Consider the following 18,260-nt stretch of genomic DNA (forward strand, 5'->3'; position numbering starts at 1 on the left):
AGCTTATGAAATATACAAACCCTTAAATGACAAATGGAAGAAAGTTATACTTTCTTAATCTTTAAAAAAAGATCGTATCAATAATGATACGATCTCTAATCTTCTTCTTTTCCATTTTATTGGTTCTTATGTTTTGTTTCTCCATCGTTTTTTTCATTATCTTTTTTATCTTTTTCATCTTTTTTATTTCTATCATCTTTCTGTTCTTTTCTATCATTCTTTATTTCATCATCTTGCTTATTTCCACTTGTTCTTTTCTGGTTTAATTCAATCTTGACCTCTTGTTTTTCTTCATTTTTGCCATTCTCTTTTTTATGATCAACTTTTTGATCATCATTCTTATTCTGTTTACCTCCTTGATCTTTTAACTCTTTCTTTTCTTCCTTCTCATCGTTCTTCGACTCTTGTTTGTCATGCCACTGCTCTACAATTTCAGCTGTAATATTTTTTCCAAGAATCTGCTTTAGATCATCACGATCTTTGGCAATTTCAGAAATAGATTGATTTTTAAATCGATCGATAGAAATTTCTTGATTCTTATTTTTAGTCATCAGATAAATCGCGTATTTCCCTGTTGACAAACCGCTTTTTTGTGCATCTTCTCTTACTTGAGCAGTTGTCTCAACAGTAGTAATCGATACATTGGTAACTTTTTTCAATTGATCAGCTACAGCCCGTTTTACTTGATCTTCTATGTTTTTTTCGAATGTTTGATCTTCAATTAACCTAGTTGTAGAGATTACAACCTCGGCATTTGCTTTTATATATCCAAGTTTTTCTGATTCTTGCAGTAAGATTGATGTAGCCTGAGCTACAGGAATGCCAATGATCGAATCACGGATGGTTTGTACTAGTTTTTTCCCATCCTCATTGATCCCTTCTATCTGAAGAACGGTCTCTTTTGAACTAATAGCAATTTCAACGCTTGGATTGATATCAACGGTAACATAAGCTGCAACCTTATCTACATTAGAATCTAAACCAAACCAACCGGGGATTCCAACCAATAATAGAAGGAAAATCGCTGCAACTGAAGCAATCCATCTTATTTTATGGTTTGCGAATATTGCTTGATACTGCCGATCTTTTTCAAGCAATTTAAAAGAGGCCTCTTCCCCAATCTCAACTTTGGAATGAGGTTTAACAGAGAGAAATTGTCCATCTTTTGTGAGTACAATTACATTTCCACTTGAAAGAACTTCCATTACGATTCCTTTGTCCATTTTTTATCCCTCCTTTACTTCGCAGTTTGTAAATATTCCTTTAAATAATGAAAATCATGAATTTTAATCAGTGCTAAAGCAATAATATATTTACGATTCCGTTCTATGGTTTTTCGGCTTACTTCAACTTTTAAAAGTAAATCTTTAATCGGCAAGGATTTTTTTTCAAGCAAATATTGAACCATATTTTGATCTTCTATTAAGATGTCAGCAATCTTAAATAATTGCATCCTGCTATCAGCATGTTTTGGTGAAACTTCAACTAGATCATGCAAAGTAATCCCGTACTTTTCTATTTCCTGAATATACCTCAACATTTCATCCTTTCTTTGCTCTTTTATCTCTTTTTCTTGGTAATTATCTATCGCTTGTCTCATTTCAATCGGATTGATGATTTGATTCTCCTCATCTTCCACTTCAAAAGTAGTGATCGGGATCTGCTTTTGGAACCTACTTTCTTTGCGTATATAATCAACAAGTCTTCTTTTGATAACCATCTTTGCAAAAGACAAGAACGATGTATTTTGTTTATGGTTAAACGAGTCCATCGCTTCATTAAAAGCAGATAAGGCAATACTAAATTCATCCATTTCTTGATGGATATATCTTTTGCAAACAGCAGAACTTTCACTTAGAATAAACGGTTGGTATTCCTTTAATAGGCGATTTCTCAATTCTAAATCCCCTGCTTGAACCATTTGAACCTGTTCATCCAAATTAATTTTTCTTCTGTTTTTTTTCGATTGTGCTTGGTTTCTAATTCCTAGGAAAATGTTAAAAATCACATGATACACCTCGCACTATATTTTTCGTAAATCTAATCCGCTTTTAAGGGGGTAATTTGATCAAATCTTTTTTCTTTCAGATGACGAAACATAAAATAGAAGTATAATGACCCTACAATATACAAAATCCCATCCGACAATAGCGATCAAGTAAATTCAAGTATATCCTGTGATCAACAAAAAGGGAATAGATAAAAATAGGGAATCACCAAACATTTGCTACCATACATAAAAAAGTCGAATCGATAAAAATATTGACTTAATCGTCATACTTTATTGACCAAAAATTAGCAAAAATCATATATAATCGAATCAAATCAACAATAAAATGATAGAGGTGAATAGAAAGAGAAGAGGGGGAGTTTGATGAAGTTTTTTCCGCTCATTGATGAAAAAATTGAAGGAATTATTAAATGGATTGAGATCGTCTTAGCAATTATATTAGTCTTAACGGTTATTGCTGAAGGTGGGTATATTGTCAATGATTTATTACATCTGGTAAGAAGTCATAATATCATTGATCAATCGAAGACGGTATTGGGTGATTTTCTTGTTTTGGTTGTGAGTTTAGAGTTTGCCATTATGTTGATTCGTAAAAATCCATTTGCCATTATCGATATTGTGATGATAGCGCTAGCGAGAAAAATCGTCCTAGAATATAAAAGTGCAACCGAATATTTTATTGCTACTTTAACCTTGGTATTATTGTTTATAGTACGTAAGGCTGTCCGAACGCAAGAAGAGAGAATCTTAGAGAAAAAACATAGCTAATAAAGAATGAACACCTTATTTTAGTTTTTGATGAGACTATTGCAGAGGATGGAATCCTAATCAGAGAATCGATTGATTGCGACATTAAGGAAGTAGTTTTAACTGAACGCATGGGAAGAAGGACAGTTTGAATGGAAGAATTGATCACGATTGAAAATATCGTCAAAAAAGATAATAAGGGGAACCCAATCCTTAAAGGCATCTCTGCAAAAGTGATGGAAGGGGAACTCATTACGATTATTGGTCCTTCTGGATCGGGAAAAAGTACTTTTTTATCTTTAATGAATAAAATGGCCGATCCAGATTCAGGGATCATCCGTTTTAAAGGCAAACCTTATCATGAACTGAATGTACTTGAATTACGCAAAAAAATTGGAATGGTCTTTCAAATGCCGACCATGCTTTCAGGTACAGTTAGAGATAATCTATTAATCGGACCTAAGCTATTTCGCCAAACGTTAACTGAAAAAGAAATAGACAATCTATTAGAACAAGTGGCCCTTCCTAAAACGTTGAAGGATCAGGATGCTCGATCTCTTTCAGGGGGGCAAAAACAAAGGGTATCTTTAGCTCGAACCTTAGCGAACCAACCGGAGATTCTCTTATTGGATGAAGTCACCGCATCTCTAGATCCCAATAGTTCCTTAGAAATTGAAGAATTGATTCAAACCTTACATCAACAACAAGGGAAAACTATTTTGTGGGTCTCTCATAATTTGAAACAGGCAAAAAGAGTCGGACAATATACTTGGGTGATTGCAGATGGAAAAATCATTGAGAAAGGACATACAAATGAGGTATTTGAACATCCACAACATGAGGTCACACGAGAATTCATTGCTACCTCATTTGATGAGGAGGTAGAGAACGAATGAGTACTTTTGCCTTATTGTTAACGCTAATTTTTGTCGCCTTTGCGATTATCCTTTCTATCTGGCAACGGATAGGGCTAGAAAAGGATATTATCATTGGAACCGTTCGAGCTGCGATCCAATTAATCGCGGTGGGTTATGTTCTCCATACGATTTTTCGGCTTCAATCATGGATATTAATTCTGTTGATGCTCACAATGATGATTACCGTCGCCACGCTAAATGCAAGGAAAAAGGGTAGAGGACTACCTAAAATTGGACGTCGAATTGCTATTGCAATTACTTCAACAGAAATTTTAACGATGGGTCTATTAGTCGGTCTGAAAATTATTGGTTCAACACCCCAATATATTATTCCGATCAGTGGAATGATCATTGGTAATGGTATGGTGGTTTCAGGATTATTTCTTAATCGATTACATTCGGAATTGGAAACGAGAAGAGAAGAAATCAAGGTGTATTTGGCACTAGGAGCGACATCAAAACAGGCAATTTCCCATGTGATGCAGAATACAGTAAAAGCGTCCATGTTGCCAACCATTGACGGGATGAAAACAGTCGGGCTAGTTCAATTACCCGGCATGATGACCGGTATGATTGTAGCCGGAGCTAATCCGATCGAAGCCGTACGTTATCAGATTTTGATCATGTATTCCTTTACTTCATCTGCAGCAATTACTGCGATTCTGTTGGGATTGTTAACACATGGGCTATTATTTAATAAAGCACACCAGTTCATTGAAAGATTTTAAGTGAATATATTTAACTCAACTTTCGCAACTGAACCAAATTGCCTAGTTTATATTGAATAATTTTTTCAACTTTTCTTTCCCAGCTTGCGTTGAAAAGATGCGATCCATATCAGGATAATGTTGAGGGTCATGGTAAAGATTCTTCTCTTCCAAATTTACAAGAAGCTTCGCTTCCCAAATGATTTGAAAATCGATACCATCAATTTTATTAAATGTATATTGATGACCGATGATGTAAAGGGTACGATCAATAACATCCTGTTCCACACCTGATCTCTCTAGAATTTCCTTGGCAATAGGAGGCCCTTCTAACTCTTGGTATTTTCCTCCAGTGGAACGATATTTCTTCTCTGCTTCTTGAATCCCGATATGGCTAAAAAGAGACGTTAAAGCAATCACTTGTTTCATTTTTTCATCCTGAATCTGTTCTTGTTCAGCAATTTCTTCAGCGTGCTGTAATACCTTTAGCCCATAAGCAACTCTTTTTTCATCTAAGATAAAGTATTGTTTTAGTTCTGCTACCGCTTTTTCGATCATTTCCTGCAACTTTACTCCATCCTTTCTACTGAATCTACTTTCTTTGTTTACATCTTATTTTCAGTGATTTCATTTTTTCTACCTTTTCCCATTCCATTCAGCAAAGAACTGTTCAAGGAAACGTTCCATAAATTGATGGCGTTTTACTGCAATTTCTTTACCTGCTTGCGTATTCATTTTATCTTTTAAAAGCAAAAGCTTCTCATAAAAGTGATTGATACTATTCCCTTTATTTTGTATGTACTCTTCTTTTGACATGTTTAATTTTGGCGGCTCATCTGGATTCCAAATCTCTCTGTTTTTGGCTCCACCATAGGCAAAAGCACGTGCTATCCCAATTGCGCCAATCGCATCCAACCGATCTGCATCTTAAACAATTTGGGACTCAATCGAGCTTAACTGTTCTGTTTGCTGGTGGAAACTAATCTCCCCAATAATTTGTACGACTTGATCAATAAGACGTTGATCAACCGCAAATTGTTTCAAAATTTGCTTTGGCACTTCTGTTTGGGTTTGATGAGAACCAGTGATTTTGTAATCGCCAATATCATGTAAAAGAGCGGCTAATTGTACAACCCATGGGTTAACTTCCTTATCTTTTTCTTCCTCCTCTAACAATAGCAAAGCATTATGATAAACCCTCATCACATGCCAATAATCATGTCCTGTAGCTTCACATAACATTTGTTCCTTTACTATTCCTTTAACTTTTTCAACAATCGCTTCCATTGATTCCATCCGTATTCTTCCTTTTTTAATCTTAATCAGATCATTTTAATTGTTTCGTATGACTTAACTTTTAGTATAACAAAACTTTTCAACTTTGTAGCAAAAGAAAACCCCCTCGTATGTGCAAAGGGGTTCTTCACTATTTTTCTTATGCATTCCTTATAATCGCTTCATAAGTACTTTTGTCTAAATTCTTGACTAATGCGGTTAAAGTTTCTTTGGCAGCTATGTAATCATCGTAATGGATGATGGAAGCATGGCTATGAATATAACGGGATGGAATGGATACAACAATGGAAGGAACTCCCCTACCATGAGTATGAACTCTTCCAGCATCTGTTCCACCTTGGGAGACAAAGTATTGATGTTTCACTCCTAATGTTTGAACGGTATCTAGGATATACTCCCTCATCCCTTGATGAGTAATATAAGAACGGTCATAGATACGAATTAAAACGCCATCACCAATATTTCCCATCGCATCTTCAGGTGCTCCTGGTACATCCCCAGCTGGACCTGCATCTAAAGCAAAAAAGATGTCTGGTTTAATCATATTTGCCGCTGTTTCAGCTCCACGCAAACCTACTTCTTCTTGAACATTGGCTCCAGCGAATAAAGTATTGGGTAATTTTACATCTTTAAGGGAGGCTAATAAATCAACCGCCATTGCACAACCAAAACGATTATCCCAAGCTTTGGCCATTAACTTCTTCGGATTGCTTAGGACAGAAAAAGGAGTGGCAGGGACAATGGGTTGCCCAGGACGAATTCCCATTTCTAAGGCATCTTCTCTATTATCTGCTCCTACATCAATAAACATTTTTTTAATATCGACTGTTTTCTTTTTATCCTCATCAGATAAAAGATGGGGTGGTAATGAACCGATCACTCCCATTACCTCTCCTGTAAGAGTTAAGATTCTTACACGTTGTGCCAAAAGAACCTGACTCCACCATCCTCCTAGTGGTTGAAATTTAATAAAACCCTTCTCGGTAATTTGTGTCACCATAAATCCAACTTCATCAAGATGGCCTGCCACCATTACTGTAGGCCCAGCTGGATCATCCCGTCTTACTCCAAAAATTCCACCAAGGTTATCTTGGATAATTTCATTGGTATATTGACTCATATACTTTCGCATAAGATCTCGAACCTGTCTTTCGAATCCAGGTGCTCCATGTGCCTCTGTTAGTTCCTTAAACATCTGTAATCGTTCATTCATTTAAATCCTTCCCCTTTCCATTTTAATCACCTTACTTATCATTATAGTAAATATTGTTATTTTTCAAAGAATTTATTTCGTTTTTAGACTTTTTGCCTTATATTCATGAAAATTTATTTACCGAAAATCCTGACTATATTTTACAATGTTAATGATATAAAAAAATCATTCTAGTTACAAGAAACGACAAAAATTTCAAAAATTATATGCTAATATGTATCTGAACTATAAATATAGGAAGGGTGATAATCTAATGAAGAGGTTAGTAAAATTCCACCAGGTCAAAATGTCACCTATAAGGTTTACTGGTATGCTGCTACTGTAAACTATCAGTTCTACGTAACAGTTTATGTGAATCCATCAACAGGCATGGGAGAAATTGTTAGAGCTTTTGATGAATGGTATCTTGTAATACCACCAGGAGTAGTTGGTAGTGATACATTGTCAATAATAAGAAAATATGAAACATCTACCTTACCTGCAGAGGCTAGGTATACATTGGATATGGTAGCTCCAGTAAGTACAAAATTATGGATTTATGGAAGAGTAAAAGATGGCCAATTCACTTCTGTTGGAAATTAAACTAGAAAGGACAATTTCAAATGAATAATATCATTTTTCCGATAATAACGCTAATACTTCTTATATTATTTATTTATATAATAGTTAGATATGTAAAAAAATAAACTCTATAATTGATTAATTAAACAAACACAGAGACGCTGTTCGAAAAGTAACATAATTATTGTTACTGATTTAGATCAGCTTCTTTTTTTGATACTGTGTCAGTTTCAGTTGTGTTGTAAATTAGATAAAGATGAGGCAATGAACGCTTTGGCAAGAGCAATATTCTTTGGTAAACATGGAGAACTTCGCGAACGTGCTTTACAAGATCAGCTCCAACGTGCTAGTGCACTAAATATTATTATAAATGCGATCAGCATTTGGAATACAGTATATTTGACCAAAGCCATACATCTCCTTTAGGATGGGAACACATGACTCAAAACAAACTTTTTTCTTTTAATAGAATACATATGATTAAAGTAGAAATTTCCTATTGATAAAAAGAATGAAAGCGTTTACCATTAAATTATCCGAGCATTTATCGGTTTAAAGGGAAGAAGGGAAGCGTATGTCGAATAGTGAAGCAAAAGTAAAAGTTTGTTTAAATGGACATATTGTAAAGGAATTAGAACAGAATGTGTGCCCTAAATGCGGCTCACAAATCATAACTGAATGTCCAGCTTGCCACTCAGCATTTCAAGAATACGATCATTTACCTACTGTATGTGTCAAATGTGGCCATCTTTATCCATGGACAAAAGAAAAGTTGCAATACCTTAAGGAATTAGCTGAAAAGATGGATTATTTGACGAGAGATGAGAGAAATATTTTAGAAGACAGTATTTGTGAAATTATACGTGAGACCCCTTTTACCCCTGTTGCAGCGATTCGTGTTAAAAAGATTATTGAAAAGCTCGGCCCCAAAACATCTATCTTCAAAGATCAATTATTAGATATCTCTAGTGAGACAGCTAAAGAAATTATCTGGACGGATTAGAATTTTTGTAAGCGTTTTAAAAGAATATAAATAAAAAAGGGGAGTCGGATCATTCCAAACTTCCCGTTTTTGCATTTAATTTGTTATTGTGCCTTCAAATGATCTTCATACATTATCAGAGATCCACCTTATTAGCAAGTTTTGCCCTTAAATCATCAAAAACTTCTTTATGGGAATATTTTTTATCTGTTGTATTGGCTTCAAGTTCTGTTTCCTTTAGCTTAAAATAAATTTCACTTTCAAATAATTTACGTTCGTAGGTTTCTATACTCATCACAACCATATCACCAAAACCGTTTTTAGTTAAAAAGACTGGTTCTGCCTTTTCATGAACAATCCTTGATATATCAGCAAAATTATTTCTTAAATATGTTTTCCGTTTGTTCTTCTTATCTTTTAATGCGGTGGAAGGAGAGAGAATTTCCACGATTAAATCCGGTGCCTTTTTTGCCCATGTTTTTCACTACCCTACACATCACATTTTTTCTTTATTATATCATGTAGCTATAAATTAAAAAGGGAAAATAGGATGATTCCTATCTTCCCTCTTGTATTAGTACTATTTAACGAAGTACAGAAGAAGCCATTCTCACATAGGTATGACGCTTACCTCTTACCACTATGGAATAAACCATGATGTTTTCAGGAATCGCAATACCAGCATAACCAGCATCACCTATATGGTAAACATCAGCGCCTGCCATTTTACTATTAAGAGCAATTTGTCTAATCGTACTTTCATCTGCTCCTTCTTGACTTGTTCCAATCGTTAATAATGCAAGTGCACCCATTTTATGGATAGACTTTATAAGCTGTTGAGTGGATTCAATGGTGATTCCCGGAACCGTACCTGGTGAAGGAAGTAGGATAATATCTGCTCCTGATTCTATAAAACCTATAATATCTTCTTCTTTTACGATTTCATCACCTGTTTCTCCTTCTACCCCGGCTCCATGCATTTTCCCAGCAATAATCAGGCCATCTTTCCCAAATACGCTTCTTGCTGTTTCAATTGCTTTCTTAATTTCCATATTGGTTACTCCTGTTTTCGGATTACCCGTTAAACAGACAAAATCAAATCCTAACTTTTTAGCCTCTGTTAATGCCTTTTCAGAAGCTAATCTTCCTTCTGGCAAATGAACAAGTTGCTCTAATTGTTTAGCTTTTAGATCGACAGGTTCTAAATTTAATCCTACAGGACGGCCAATTAATTCCTTTAACCGATTAACAATCATTGCTGGCTCTTCTATCCTTAAACCTTGAATAGATGGATGAAAAACATCGAAGAAATTAAGTAAAATCATATCTGCTCCAAAAGCAGCGGATATTTCTGCATTGGTTACACTTGGGTATAAAGGTTGTACGGCTCCAATAACTTCGGAAACAATAACTCGTCCTTCTGAAGCTTTTATGGCTTGTTTTAGATCCTGACCATTCATTATTTTAAAATCTGATGCTGTACAATCTAATAATCTTTTCATTATAGAAACCCCCACTACATCAAACGCATGGCATTAGCTAAAAATTCAACGTCTGTACCAACAACCACTTGGATTTCTGTAGAACTAAGCTTAATTACTCCTTTAGCCCCAAGTCTTTTTAATTCAGCTTCATCTACTTTTGTTATATCTTTTACTTTAAGGCGCAAACGAGTCACACAATTGTCTAGATGTGCAATATTATCTTTTCCACCTAATGCTTCATAATATTCTACTGCCAAATCTTCATATTTTTTCGAGCTAATCGTTAATCCACCCTCTTCTATTTCTTCATCTTCACGACCTGGTGTTTTCAAGTCCATCACCTTGATTAAGAAATAAAAGATAACAAAATAGGCTAAACCATAAACTAAACCAAAAGCAAAAAGTAACCATGGCTTTGTGGCCAATCCAAGATTTAAGAAGAAGTCAATTGCTCCAGCCGAGAATGTAAAACCATGATGAGTTCCTAGTAAGTAAGCGATAGACATTGAAACGCCTGTTAGAACAGCGTGAACAAAATATAAAATTGGCGATAAGAACATGAAAGCAAATTCAATCGGTTCGGTAATACCTGTTAAAAATGAAGTCAAGGCGACCCCAATCAACATTCCAGCAACTGCTTTACGTCGATGCTTTTTAGCAGTCGCAATCATAGCAAGGGCTGCAGCAGGAAGACCAAACATCATTACTGGGAAAAATCCTGCCATAAAGATACCTGCAGAAGGATCTCCGGCGAAGAAACGGTTTAGATCACCTGTTTTCCCCCCAAACTCACCGAAAACAAACCAAACTAAACTATTAAGTACATGGTGTAACCCTACAGGAATTAACAAACGATTTAAGAAACCAAAAATTCCAACCCCTAATGCTCCTGCCCCTACAATCCATTCTCCCACGGCATTGATACCGTTTTGAATGACAGGCCAGATATAGCCAAAGATTCCTGCTAAAATAAGCATCGCAAGAGAGGTAACGATAGGGACAAATCGTTTACCACCGAAAAATCCCAACCAATCTGGTAATTTAATCTCATGATAACGATTATACAAAAGACCAGCAACAATACCAGCAATAATTCCACCCAAGACTGCCATATTGATCTCTTCGTTTATGGCAGTAGCTCCTTTTGTTAATACAAAATAACCAACAGCTCCAGCTAAACCCGCAGAACCGTTTCCATCCTTTGATAATCCTACCGCTACCCCGATTGCAAAAAGCAACGCTAAATTTGAAAATACAGCATCACCAGCTGCTGCGATAAAAGGAATATTTAATAAATCCGGTTGACCTAAACGTAATAATAAGCCTGCAGCAGGTAATACAGCAATTGGTAGCATTAATGCTTTACCAATTCGTTGTAAAAAACCTAACATAATAAGACCCCTTCCTTCATTTTAAATTTGTATTGAAAAAGCGATGAATCGCTTCTTTCAATCTACCATTAGATTGACTTAAATAATACTGAGCTTGTTCTTTGGATCCTTGTGTTAAAGCAACAAATATCGCTGTTTTCAAATGATATTCACTTTGTTCTAGTAAATCTTTTGCTTCAAATTCAGATAGATTAGTTAAATCCATTAAAGTTGAGATTGCTCTCTTAACCAATTTTTTATTAATTAATTGCATATCTACCATCTGATTTTGGTAAACTTTCCCTAAGCGAACCATTGTCGCTGTAGATATCATATTTAAGATCATCTTTTGTGCTGTTCCAGCCTTTAATCTTGTTGAACCCCGAATAACTTCTGGCCCAACAACAGCTTCAATCCCAAATAGACTAAATTTTGAAGCTGGAGTTTTTTCATTGCAACTAATCGAAATTGTTAATGCTCCAATTTTATTACCAAAATCAAGTGCTGAAAGAACATATGGTGTAGTGCCACTGGCACTTACGCCAATAATAACGTCATTTGCTGATATTAAATATCCTTGTAATTCTTCAACCACTTGTTTTTCATCGTCTTCATTTTCTTCTAAGGGAGTCCACATGGCTTCATATCCTCCAGCAATGAGCCCTATCCATCTCCCAGGTTCAATAGAGAATGTTGGAATTAATTCAACCGAATCAAGAACTCCAAGTCGCCCACTCGTTCCAGCACCGACAACAAAGCACCTTCCCCCTTTTTGCCAACGCTCAACGATTGCATCGACTGATTTTGCTACCGTAGGAAGGGTCTTTTCTATAGCTTCATATATTTTTTTGTCCCCTTCGGCCATTAAAGTAATAATCTCCAAAGAACTCATTTCATCAATTCTTAAGCTTTTCTGGTTACTCTGTTCTGTAATCGTTTTCTTTTCTTCCATCATTTCACCCTTGGCATATCAATAATAAATTTGTATCGGTCAGCACGATATACGGACTTAACTACTTCCAATGGATTCCCATCTTCAAGATAGCTGTAACGTTGTATCATTAAAACAGGTGCCCCTTCATGAATATCTAATATTTCACTTTCTGTTTTCCTAGCAATTGACGCCTCAAGCACTTGAGTTCCATGGCCAATTTTCATATTTAAAATATTTTCAATATATTCGTATAAAGAACCATTAACGATTTCTTTATTTAACCCTTTTACTAGATCTACAGGTAAATACGAAACCTCATATGCCATTGGTATATGATCTGCCAATCGAACCCGTTTTACTTCATAGATAAGTGTACCTTCTTCAATCGCTAATTTAGTTGCAATCCCATTACTGCTAGGAATAACATTAAAATCAATTAACTTCGTACTCGGTTCCATTCCTCTGGTTTTCATATCCTCTGAAAAACTTGTTAACCCTTTTAAGGTTTGCTCAATTTTTTGTCTTGCTACATAGGTACCTTTGCCTTGCTTACGAAGTAGATACCCGTCATTTACAAGACTGTTGATAGCTTGGCGAACAGTCATTCTGCTTATCTCGTATTTTTCGGAAAACTCTCGCTCTGAAGGAATTAAATCACCCGGTTTTAATTCCTCTTTTTCAATCATTTCTTTAATGATTTCCTCAAGCTGATAGTAGATCGGTAAAGGAGAATTTTTATTGATCATACGCACCAACTCTTTCCTTTTCCTTGATTATAGACATTGCTTTTGCATCAGCAATAATAGTCACATTCGGGTGTTTTTTTAGGATAGAAGCTGGAAGCTCTTCATTTATCTCCTTAGTCATTAAATCGTGTAATATTTGTGCCTTTTTTAAACCATAAACCAATAATATAATCTGCTTGCTTTTCATGATTGTAGCGATCCCCATTGTAATCGCATGTGTCGGAACCTCAGATAAATCATGAAAAAAACGAGAGTTAGCTCTTCGAGTTGATTCAGCTAATTTTACGACATGCGTAGTTGAATCGAAAGCTGTTCCAGGCTCGTTAAAACCGATATGCCCATTAACGCCAATTCCTAAAAGTTGTAGATCTATACCTCCTACTTGTTCAATAAGTCCTTCATATCTTTGGCATTCGATCTCTAAATCTTCCGCCATACCATTTGGAATGTGTATTTGGTCTGATGGAATATCAATATGATTAAAAAGGTTTTCTCTCATGTAATAGTAATAACTATTTGGATTTTCTTTATGCAAACCTACATATTCATCTAAATTAAATGTTTGCACATGTTGATATGAAGTTTTATTGTTTAAAAAGTCCTCACGCAAATTTTCATATACGCCTAAAGGAGTTGATCCTGTAGCCAAACCAAGTGTCAAAGAAGTAGACTGAGATACACGTTCGATAATGATTTCTGAAGTCTTTTTAGTCAATGCTTTGTAATCTTCTACCTCAATGATTTTCATATTCCTTTTCCTCCTTCCCGGTTATATGCTAATTCGCCTCTACAAAATGTTATAACGACTTGGTTATTTTTATCAAGTAAAACAAGATCAGCATCCTTACCAACTTTAATACTACCTTTTCTATCAAATACATTAAGTTGTTTAGCTGGATTTATTGAGCTCATATGGATAACGTCTTCTAACGTACAATCCGTAAAATTCATCATATTTTTCATGGCATCCTTCATTTTTAAAATGCTACCTGCTAATGTACCATCTTTTAAGGATGCTTGTTGATCATCAACAAAAACTTCTTGCCCTCCTAATTGATAAATACCCTTTCCTAAACATTTTGCCCTCATGGCATCTGTTACCAGAACAACACCTTCCTTACCCTTTTGCTGAAAAACTAATTTGACCATTTCCGGTCGCACATGAATACCATCTACGATAAGTTCCGCTTTGACTTGATCATGTAGTAATACAGCCCCAACAACTCCAGGTTCGCGATGATGTAATCCCCTCATTCCATTAAATAGATGGGTGGCATGTGTAACACCTACTTTGATTGCTTCTACCACTTCCTGATAAATGGCATCAGAATGTCCAATAGAAGTAACAACACCTGTTTCTCGCAAGTAGGCAGTTAATTCCAATCCTCCTTTCCTTTCGGGGGCTAAGGTTACTAACTTAATATGATTTCCTGAAATTGTTTGCCATTTTTTAAATAGTTCAACGTCTGGTTCAATAATGGCGTGCGGAGGTTGTGCACCAGCTCTTTTCGACGAGATAAATGGCCCTTCTAGATGTACTCCTAAAACCTCAGCTTTCCCAGACCCGTTTTCTGTCCTCATATAATTAGCTACATTAATCAAAGCCTGTTCAATTTCTTCTTTCTCCTTTGTAATCGTTGTTGCTAAGAAACCGGTTGTTCCTTCTTTAGGTAATGCGCTTGCAATGGTTTCAATCGCTTCAAAAGTTGCATCCATTGTGTCTGCACCTGCAGCTCCGTGAATATGAAGATCGATCGCTCCTGGAATGAGTTTAAAATCATTTGATAACTGGATTACTTCAATATTGTCTGTATTTTGAAACTTATCCATCTCATCAATTTCCAATATTATTCCATTTTCAATTCTAATGTAGCCATTTTCAATCTTTTCGTCTTGTTTGAAAATAGTCACATTTGAAATAATAAAGCGGTTTCTGTTTGGAACCATGCTGTCAGGACTCCTTTTATCTATTTCTAAATTGATCTTATCATTAAGATAACTAGTTGTCTATACCATTTGTTAAGAAAAATGAAATCATTGTATGAAGTAATCAAATAGAGGGGATATTCTCCCCTCTTGACTCTGAATTTATATTCATATTGTTTAGTATAAAAACATTCAATACCACCCGATATTTAAAACGATCACCTCTTGCGATGCCTACCGTGTACTCAATAATACCGATTTTATCGTAGGTTATTCTTTCGATCATCATGCTTGGATGGTTTTCTTTATATTCGAGTAATTCCGCCTCATGTTTTCTCGTATTTACCGGTTGAAAACTTTCCACTGCCTTTGTGAAATTAACATTAAATCTTTCAGTCAGAATATCATACAAATCCATGTTGTTTATAAATATAGCCTTCCTTTTCTAACTCTTGAATAGCTTGCCTAACTGTGTTTATATAATTCTCTCAATAATCTTTTCACACCATTCATGGGTTTCTAATGCATCATTCATTAAATTGATTGTCGAAAGATCCTTAGAAACTATTTTTATAAAATCTTCAATGACTCCAACAAATCCCCTTCGATATAATGTTGAATCCCAATCATTGCTTTTAATCATTTTCTCCTCACCATTTTCAGATTGTATGGTGTCTACCAGATTTTTAACGATCCATTTCTTTTTTGGAACGATATATTCAAGTATCTCTTCATTAATTCCATGGTCGCGATTCATTATCCCAATTGATGTAAAATTCTTACCCTTAAACTTCACTACAAGTTGGTGTAATTTCCCATTCTGAACGACAGTGTCAACATCAAAATGATCAATATCTCCTCTAGATAAATATCTTAGTGTATCAACAATGTGAATAAAATCATCATAAATAACCTCTCGTACTTCTTTAATCTTATTCATCCTATTTTTTTGCATAATGATGATTTTCGAATCTTTGGACTCTGGTAAGTCCTTATACATTGGGGCATAGCGACGATTAAAACCTACCATTAGCTTTACATTTTGATCTTTTGCCAATTGAATGATTTTCCTAGTTTCTTCAATTGAATAAGATATTGGTTTGTCTACGTAAACATGTATTTTATTTTTTAATAATTTTTCAATAATCGAAACATGTGCTTCTGTAGCTGTATGAACAAAAGCAGCATCCACATTTTGAGCAATGAGTTCATCTACATGATTTAAACGATGACTCACTCGGTATTTATCTGCTAAAAAGTTTAATCTGTCATTATTTCTAGTTACAAATATAAGCTCAATCCCTTTCATTGCGGTTATCACAGGAAGATATGCCTTTTCTGCAATTTTTCCTAAACCTATTATCCCTATCTTCAACACTGCTTCCTCCTTTAATGCTGCACTATTCTTTGGATAACTATATATTACACTTTTATAAAATGCAATAAAAGGAATAATACCCAAGAACTAACGGATGAATTATGATGTTGAAAAATAGAAGGATTAGCTAAAAAGGACCTCTCTTAAATTAGAGAGGCCTCTCTTATTCTTCTTTACTTCAATTGATTCCCAAAATCATAATAGAAATCTGCTGTAATAGAACCATCAGGATTTTCTTGAATATTGGTTACATGAATGCCAGTATTTGCTGGAACAGGGTTGTTCTCACTCCAAAAATAGTAAGACCCTGTATGAACATTAGAGGTATATGGAGTAATTTGACTACCTGTTTTGAAGAAGTCTCTTTCATCTCCACGGTTGACATTATGCTCTAAATCATAATTGCCATCTGCCTGTACGACTGACAATCCATAGTGCGTAACTTTTGTTCCATCTGCTGCAATTTGATATTGATTATATTGGAAACGTTTATTCTTCCAGTTTTCCACATTGTTTGGTCGGAACCCCGCTGTATGATAAAGCTTAATTACATTCTCATCTACATGCCATGCCACTAAACCATGGGCATTTTCACCAACACGAACATATCCTTGGTTAAATCCTTTTTGTTGAATATTCTCAAATAAGAAATATTCTGTTCCGTTAGAACCAGGGACCTCCATCTTTACTACGTCTTGTGCTTCATTAACAGGTCTTAATGTCAGGGTTTTTGCTCCGTCTTCTGGTTTCACTTCTATTGGATTTAACCAACCTAAGAACATTTTTGAGTAAGGATCAAAGTGAGATGGTGAGTTACCTGAGTAAGCTCCAGCATTTGGATATCTTAACCACGACCCACCGGCCATCATAGAGAAGTTTCCTACTCCTTCCGAAGTATAAGCGGTATCATAGAAGTCAGGTAACCCTAAAGCATGACCGAATTCATGGGCAAAGACTCCAACCTGTGCTGGATATGGACCAGATTGGTATACCCCATCATATTGACCTGTAAATGGATTATATCCAGCTACGTTTCCACCGATTTCCGGCTCAATCGTATAAGTATAAACAAGAACATTATCATAGAATAGATCAGGCAAAACTTTTTCTAACCAAGCATTCCATTCTTCATCGCTTTCGACACCATCCCGATTTGTATCAGAGGGGTAGTACCCTGTTTCATACCATCCACCCCAGAACAATGCTCCTAAAGTACTCCATTTGTGGGACCAAATTTGTTGTGGATCTCTACTCCATTCTCCACCAGTTCCTTCATGAATAATAAATACATTGGGAACTTCTCCATTCACTGCATATTTAGAAAAATCAACCACTTGATCAGCCGTTTTTAATGCATCGATGATCAATTCTCCCATTCGAGCATCGCCATTTGCATTACCATAAACAAAATGATCACTTTGCTCCAAGTAGTAAGAAGCAGGTTTAGGTAAAGTAACCCAGCCAATATCTGTCATATCATCATAAGTGGTTAAAGTAACCTTACCATAACTTGATTCTTTATAAGCATTTTGCATGGTTCGATCAGTTGGTACGGGTGTTCCATTATAAGTTGCATATTTTGAGAATATAGGTAATTCATATGGATTATACTCTGTTCCAAAAATCAAATCTTGAAAATAATTTGCAGGAACTCTTTCTTCTGGTGCTCCTAAAGCTGTATCAGGAAATTCAATAAGTAAGACGAGCATTGGTATCTCATCATCTGTTGGTTGATACTGGACTCCAACTTGGTCAGGTTGGTTAAATTTTTTACCGTGTTTTTCTCCTACTAGGTTAGCAGGGTCATTTTTTTCTAAGGAAATGCCCTTTTCCTTTGCCATATCTACCAATTCTGGAGTAGCAGCTACATAAGAAGCTAAATTGGCTTGAAGCTGTTTTCCTTTTGCAACATCTTCAACTTTAGCATTGACTCCCCCTACTAAAAAACTACTAACTACTAAGCTGGTGGATAAGATAAAAGTTGCCAG

At 35.5% G+C, this 18,260-nt stretch carries 21 protein-coding genes and 1 pseudogene; 6 read left to right on the forward strand and 16 right to left on the reverse strand.

The features are described 5' to 3' along the window. Positions 1 to 116: 116 nt before the first annotated feature. Entirely contained in the window at positions 117 to 1,223 is a 1,107-nt protein-coding gene (locus U473_RS09630) for an anti-sigma factor domain-containing protein (RefSeq protein ID WP_068725756.1), read from the reverse strand. A gap of 14 nt (positions 1,224 to 1,237) precedes the next feature. Continuing rightward, positions 1,238 to 2,008, reverse strand: a complete 771-nt coding sequence (sigI, locus tag U473_RS09635) for an RNA polymerase sigma-I factor (RefSeq protein ID WP_082732480.1) — start codon at positions 2,006 to 2,008, stop codon at positions 1,238 to 1,240. 366 nt (positions 2,009 to 2,374) lie between these two features. On the opposite strand from sigI, the gene U473_RS09640 reads away from it, so the two are divergent. The 3 genes from U473_RS09640 to U473_RS09650 all read left to right on the forward strand — a co-directional run bounded on the left by U473_RS09640 (position 2,375) and on the right by U473_RS09650 (position 4,403). Then, complete coding sequence (locus U473_RS09640; RefSeq protein ID WP_068725758.1) at positions 2,375 to 2,779, forward strand: phosphate-starvation-inducible PsiE family protein; 405 nt, start codon at positions 2,375 to 2,377, stop codon at positions 2,777 to 2,779. Between the two features lie 131 nt (positions 2,780 to 2,910). Beyond that, a complete protein-coding gene (locus U473_RS09645; RefSeq protein ID WP_068725760.1) occupies positions 2,911 to 3,654 on the forward strand; it encodes an ABC transporter ATP-binding protein in 744 nt (247 codons plus the stop codon). Beyond that, complete coding sequence (locus tag U473_RS09650; RefSeq protein WP_068725762.1) at positions 3,651 to 4,403, forward strand: ABC transporter permease; 753 nt, start codon at positions 3,651 to 3,653, stop codon at positions 4,401 to 4,403. The genes U473_RS09645 and U473_RS09650 overlap by 4 nt, the downstream gene beginning before the upstream one ends. Before the next feature lie 42 nt (positions 4,404 to 4,445). On the opposite strand, the gene U473_RS09655 is transcribed toward U473_RS09650, so the two are convergent. The 4 genes from U473_RS09655 to U473_RS09665 form a co-directional block, all read right to left on the reverse strand. After that, positions 4,446 to 4,949: a phosphohydrolase gene (locus U473_RS09655; RefSeq protein ID WP_201024178.1), complete on the reverse strand. Its 504-nt coding sequence runs from the start codon at positions 4,947 to 4,949 to the stop codon at positions 4,446 to 4,448. A 69-nt stretch (positions 4,950 to 5,018) separates the two neighbouring features. After that, complete coding sequence (locus U473_RS15030; protein ID WP_201024180.1) at positions 5,019 to 5,297, reverse strand: HD domain-containing protein; 279 nt, start codon at positions 5,295 to 5,297, stop codon at positions 5,019 to 5,021. Positions 5,298 to 5,309: 12 nt separating this feature from the next. Beyond that, positions 5,310 to 5,678: an HD domain-containing protein gene (locus U473_RS15035; RefSeq protein ID WP_201024182.1), complete on the reverse strand. Its 369-nt coding sequence runs from the start codon at positions 5,676 to 5,678 to the stop codon at positions 5,310 to 5,312. A 139-nt stretch (positions 5,679 to 5,817) separates the two neighbouring features. Continuing rightward, the gene (locus tag U473_RS09665) at positions 5,818 to 6,891 is read right to left on the reverse strand and encodes a M42 family metallopeptidase (RefSeq protein ID WP_068725764.1); all 1,074 of its coding nucleotides are present in this window, start codon (positions 6,889 to 6,891) and stop codon (positions 5,818 to 5,820) included. A 351-nt stretch (positions 6,892 to 7,242) separates the two neighbouring features. On the opposite strand from U473_RS09665, the gene U473_RS09670 reads away from it, so the two are divergent. The 3 genes and pseudogenes from U473_RS09670 to U473_RS09675 all read left to right on the forward strand — a co-directional run bounded on the left by U473_RS09670 (position 7,243) and on the right by U473_RS09675 (position 8,455). Beyond that, positions 7,243 to 7,473: a hypothetical protein gene (locus U473_RS09670; protein WP_235589099.1), complete on the forward strand. Its 231-nt coding sequence runs from the start codon at positions 7,243 to 7,245 to the stop codon at positions 7,471 to 7,473. Between the two features lie 225 nt (positions 7,474 to 7,698). Further along, positions 7,699 to 7,955, forward strand: a pseudogene (locus U473_RS15710) (Tn3 family transposase); the annotation flags it as partial. A gap of 71 nt (positions 7,956 to 8,026) precedes the next feature. Then, the gene (locus U473_RS09675) at positions 8,027 to 8,455 is read left to right on the forward strand and encodes a DUF2321 domain-containing protein (RefSeq protein WP_068725766.1); all 429 of its coding nucleotides are present in this window, start codon (positions 8,027 to 8,029) and stop codon (positions 8,453 to 8,455) included. 115 nt (positions 8,456 to 8,570) lie between these two features. On the opposite strand, the gene U473_RS09680 is transcribed toward U473_RS09675, so the two are convergent. The 10 genes from U473_RS09680 to U473_RS09725 all read right to left on the reverse strand — a co-directional run. Then, on the reverse strand, positions 8,571 to 8,882 hold the full coding sequence (locus U473_RS09680; protein WP_235589100.1) for a type II toxin-antitoxin system prevent-host-death family antitoxin: 312 nt from the start codon (positions 8,880 to 8,882) through the stop codon (positions 8,571 to 8,573). A gap of 136 nt (positions 8,883 to 9,018) precedes the next feature. Beyond that, positions 9,019 to 9,936 (reverse strand): DUF7916 family protein, encoded by a 918-nt coding sequence (locus U473_RS09685; RefSeq protein WP_068725774.1) that lies wholly within the window; start codon positions 9,934 to 9,936, stop codon positions 9,019 to 9,021. A gap of 14 nt (positions 9,937 to 9,950) precedes the next feature. After that, a complete protein-coding gene (gene nagE / locus U473_RS09690) occupies positions 9,951 to 11,309 on the reverse strand; it encodes an N-acetylglucosamine-specific PTS transporter subunit IIBC (RefSeq protein WP_068725777.1) in 1,359 nt (452 codons plus the stop codon). Between the two features lie 16 nt (positions 11,310 to 11,325). After that, the gene (gene murQ / locus U473_RS09695; protein ID WP_068725780.1) at positions 11,326 to 12,240 is read right to left on the reverse strand and encodes an N-acetylmuramic acid 6-phosphate etherase; all 915 of its coding nucleotides are present in this window, start codon (positions 12,238 to 12,240) and stop codon (positions 11,326 to 11,328) included. Continuing rightward, positions 12,240 to 12,968, reverse strand: a complete 729-nt coding sequence (locus U473_RS09700; protein WP_068725782.1) for a GntR family transcriptional regulator — start codon at positions 12,966 to 12,968, stop codon at positions 12,240 to 12,242. The genes murQ and U473_RS09700 overlap by 1 nt, the downstream gene beginning before the upstream one ends. Then, entirely contained in the window at positions 12,958 to 13,716 is a 759-nt protein-coding gene (gene nagB / locus U473_RS09705) for a glucosamine-6-phosphate deaminase (protein ID WP_068725784.1), read from the reverse strand. Before nagB ends, U473_RS09700 begins: the two co-directional genes overlap by 11 nt. Then, the gene (gene nagA, locus U473_RS09710; protein ID WP_068725786.1) at positions 13,713 to 14,915 is read right to left on the reverse strand and encodes an N-acetylglucosamine-6-phosphate deacetylase; all 1,203 of its coding nucleotides are present in this window, start codon (positions 14,913 to 14,915) and stop codon (positions 13,713 to 13,715) included. The genes nagB and nagA overlap by 4 nt, the downstream gene beginning before the upstream one ends. Before the next feature lie 103 nt (positions 14,916 to 15,018). Further along, positions 15,019 to 15,312 (reverse strand): UTRA domain-containing protein, encoded by a 294-nt coding sequence (locus U473_RS15715; protein ID WP_068725789.1) that lies wholly within the window; start codon positions 15,310 to 15,312, stop codon positions 15,019 to 15,021. Between the two features lie 57 nt (positions 15,313 to 15,369). Next, positions 15,370 to 16,269, reverse strand: a complete 900-nt coding sequence (locus U473_RS09720; RefSeq protein WP_068725791.1) for a Gfo/Idh/MocA family protein — start codon at positions 16,267 to 16,269, stop codon at positions 15,370 to 15,372. Positions 16,270 to 16,445: 176 nt separating this feature from the next. Continuing rightward, positions 16,446 to 18,260, reverse strand: a 1,815-nt coding sequence (locus U473_RS09725; protein ID WP_068727620.1) for a M6 family metalloprotease domain-containing protein, incomplete at its 5' end; no start/stop codon positions are given.

The organism is Tepidibacillus decaturensis, assembly GCF_001561915.1.
Lineage (GTDB): Bacteria > Bacillota > Bacilli > Tepidibacillales > Tepidibacillaceae > Tepidibacillus_B > Tepidibacillus_B infernus.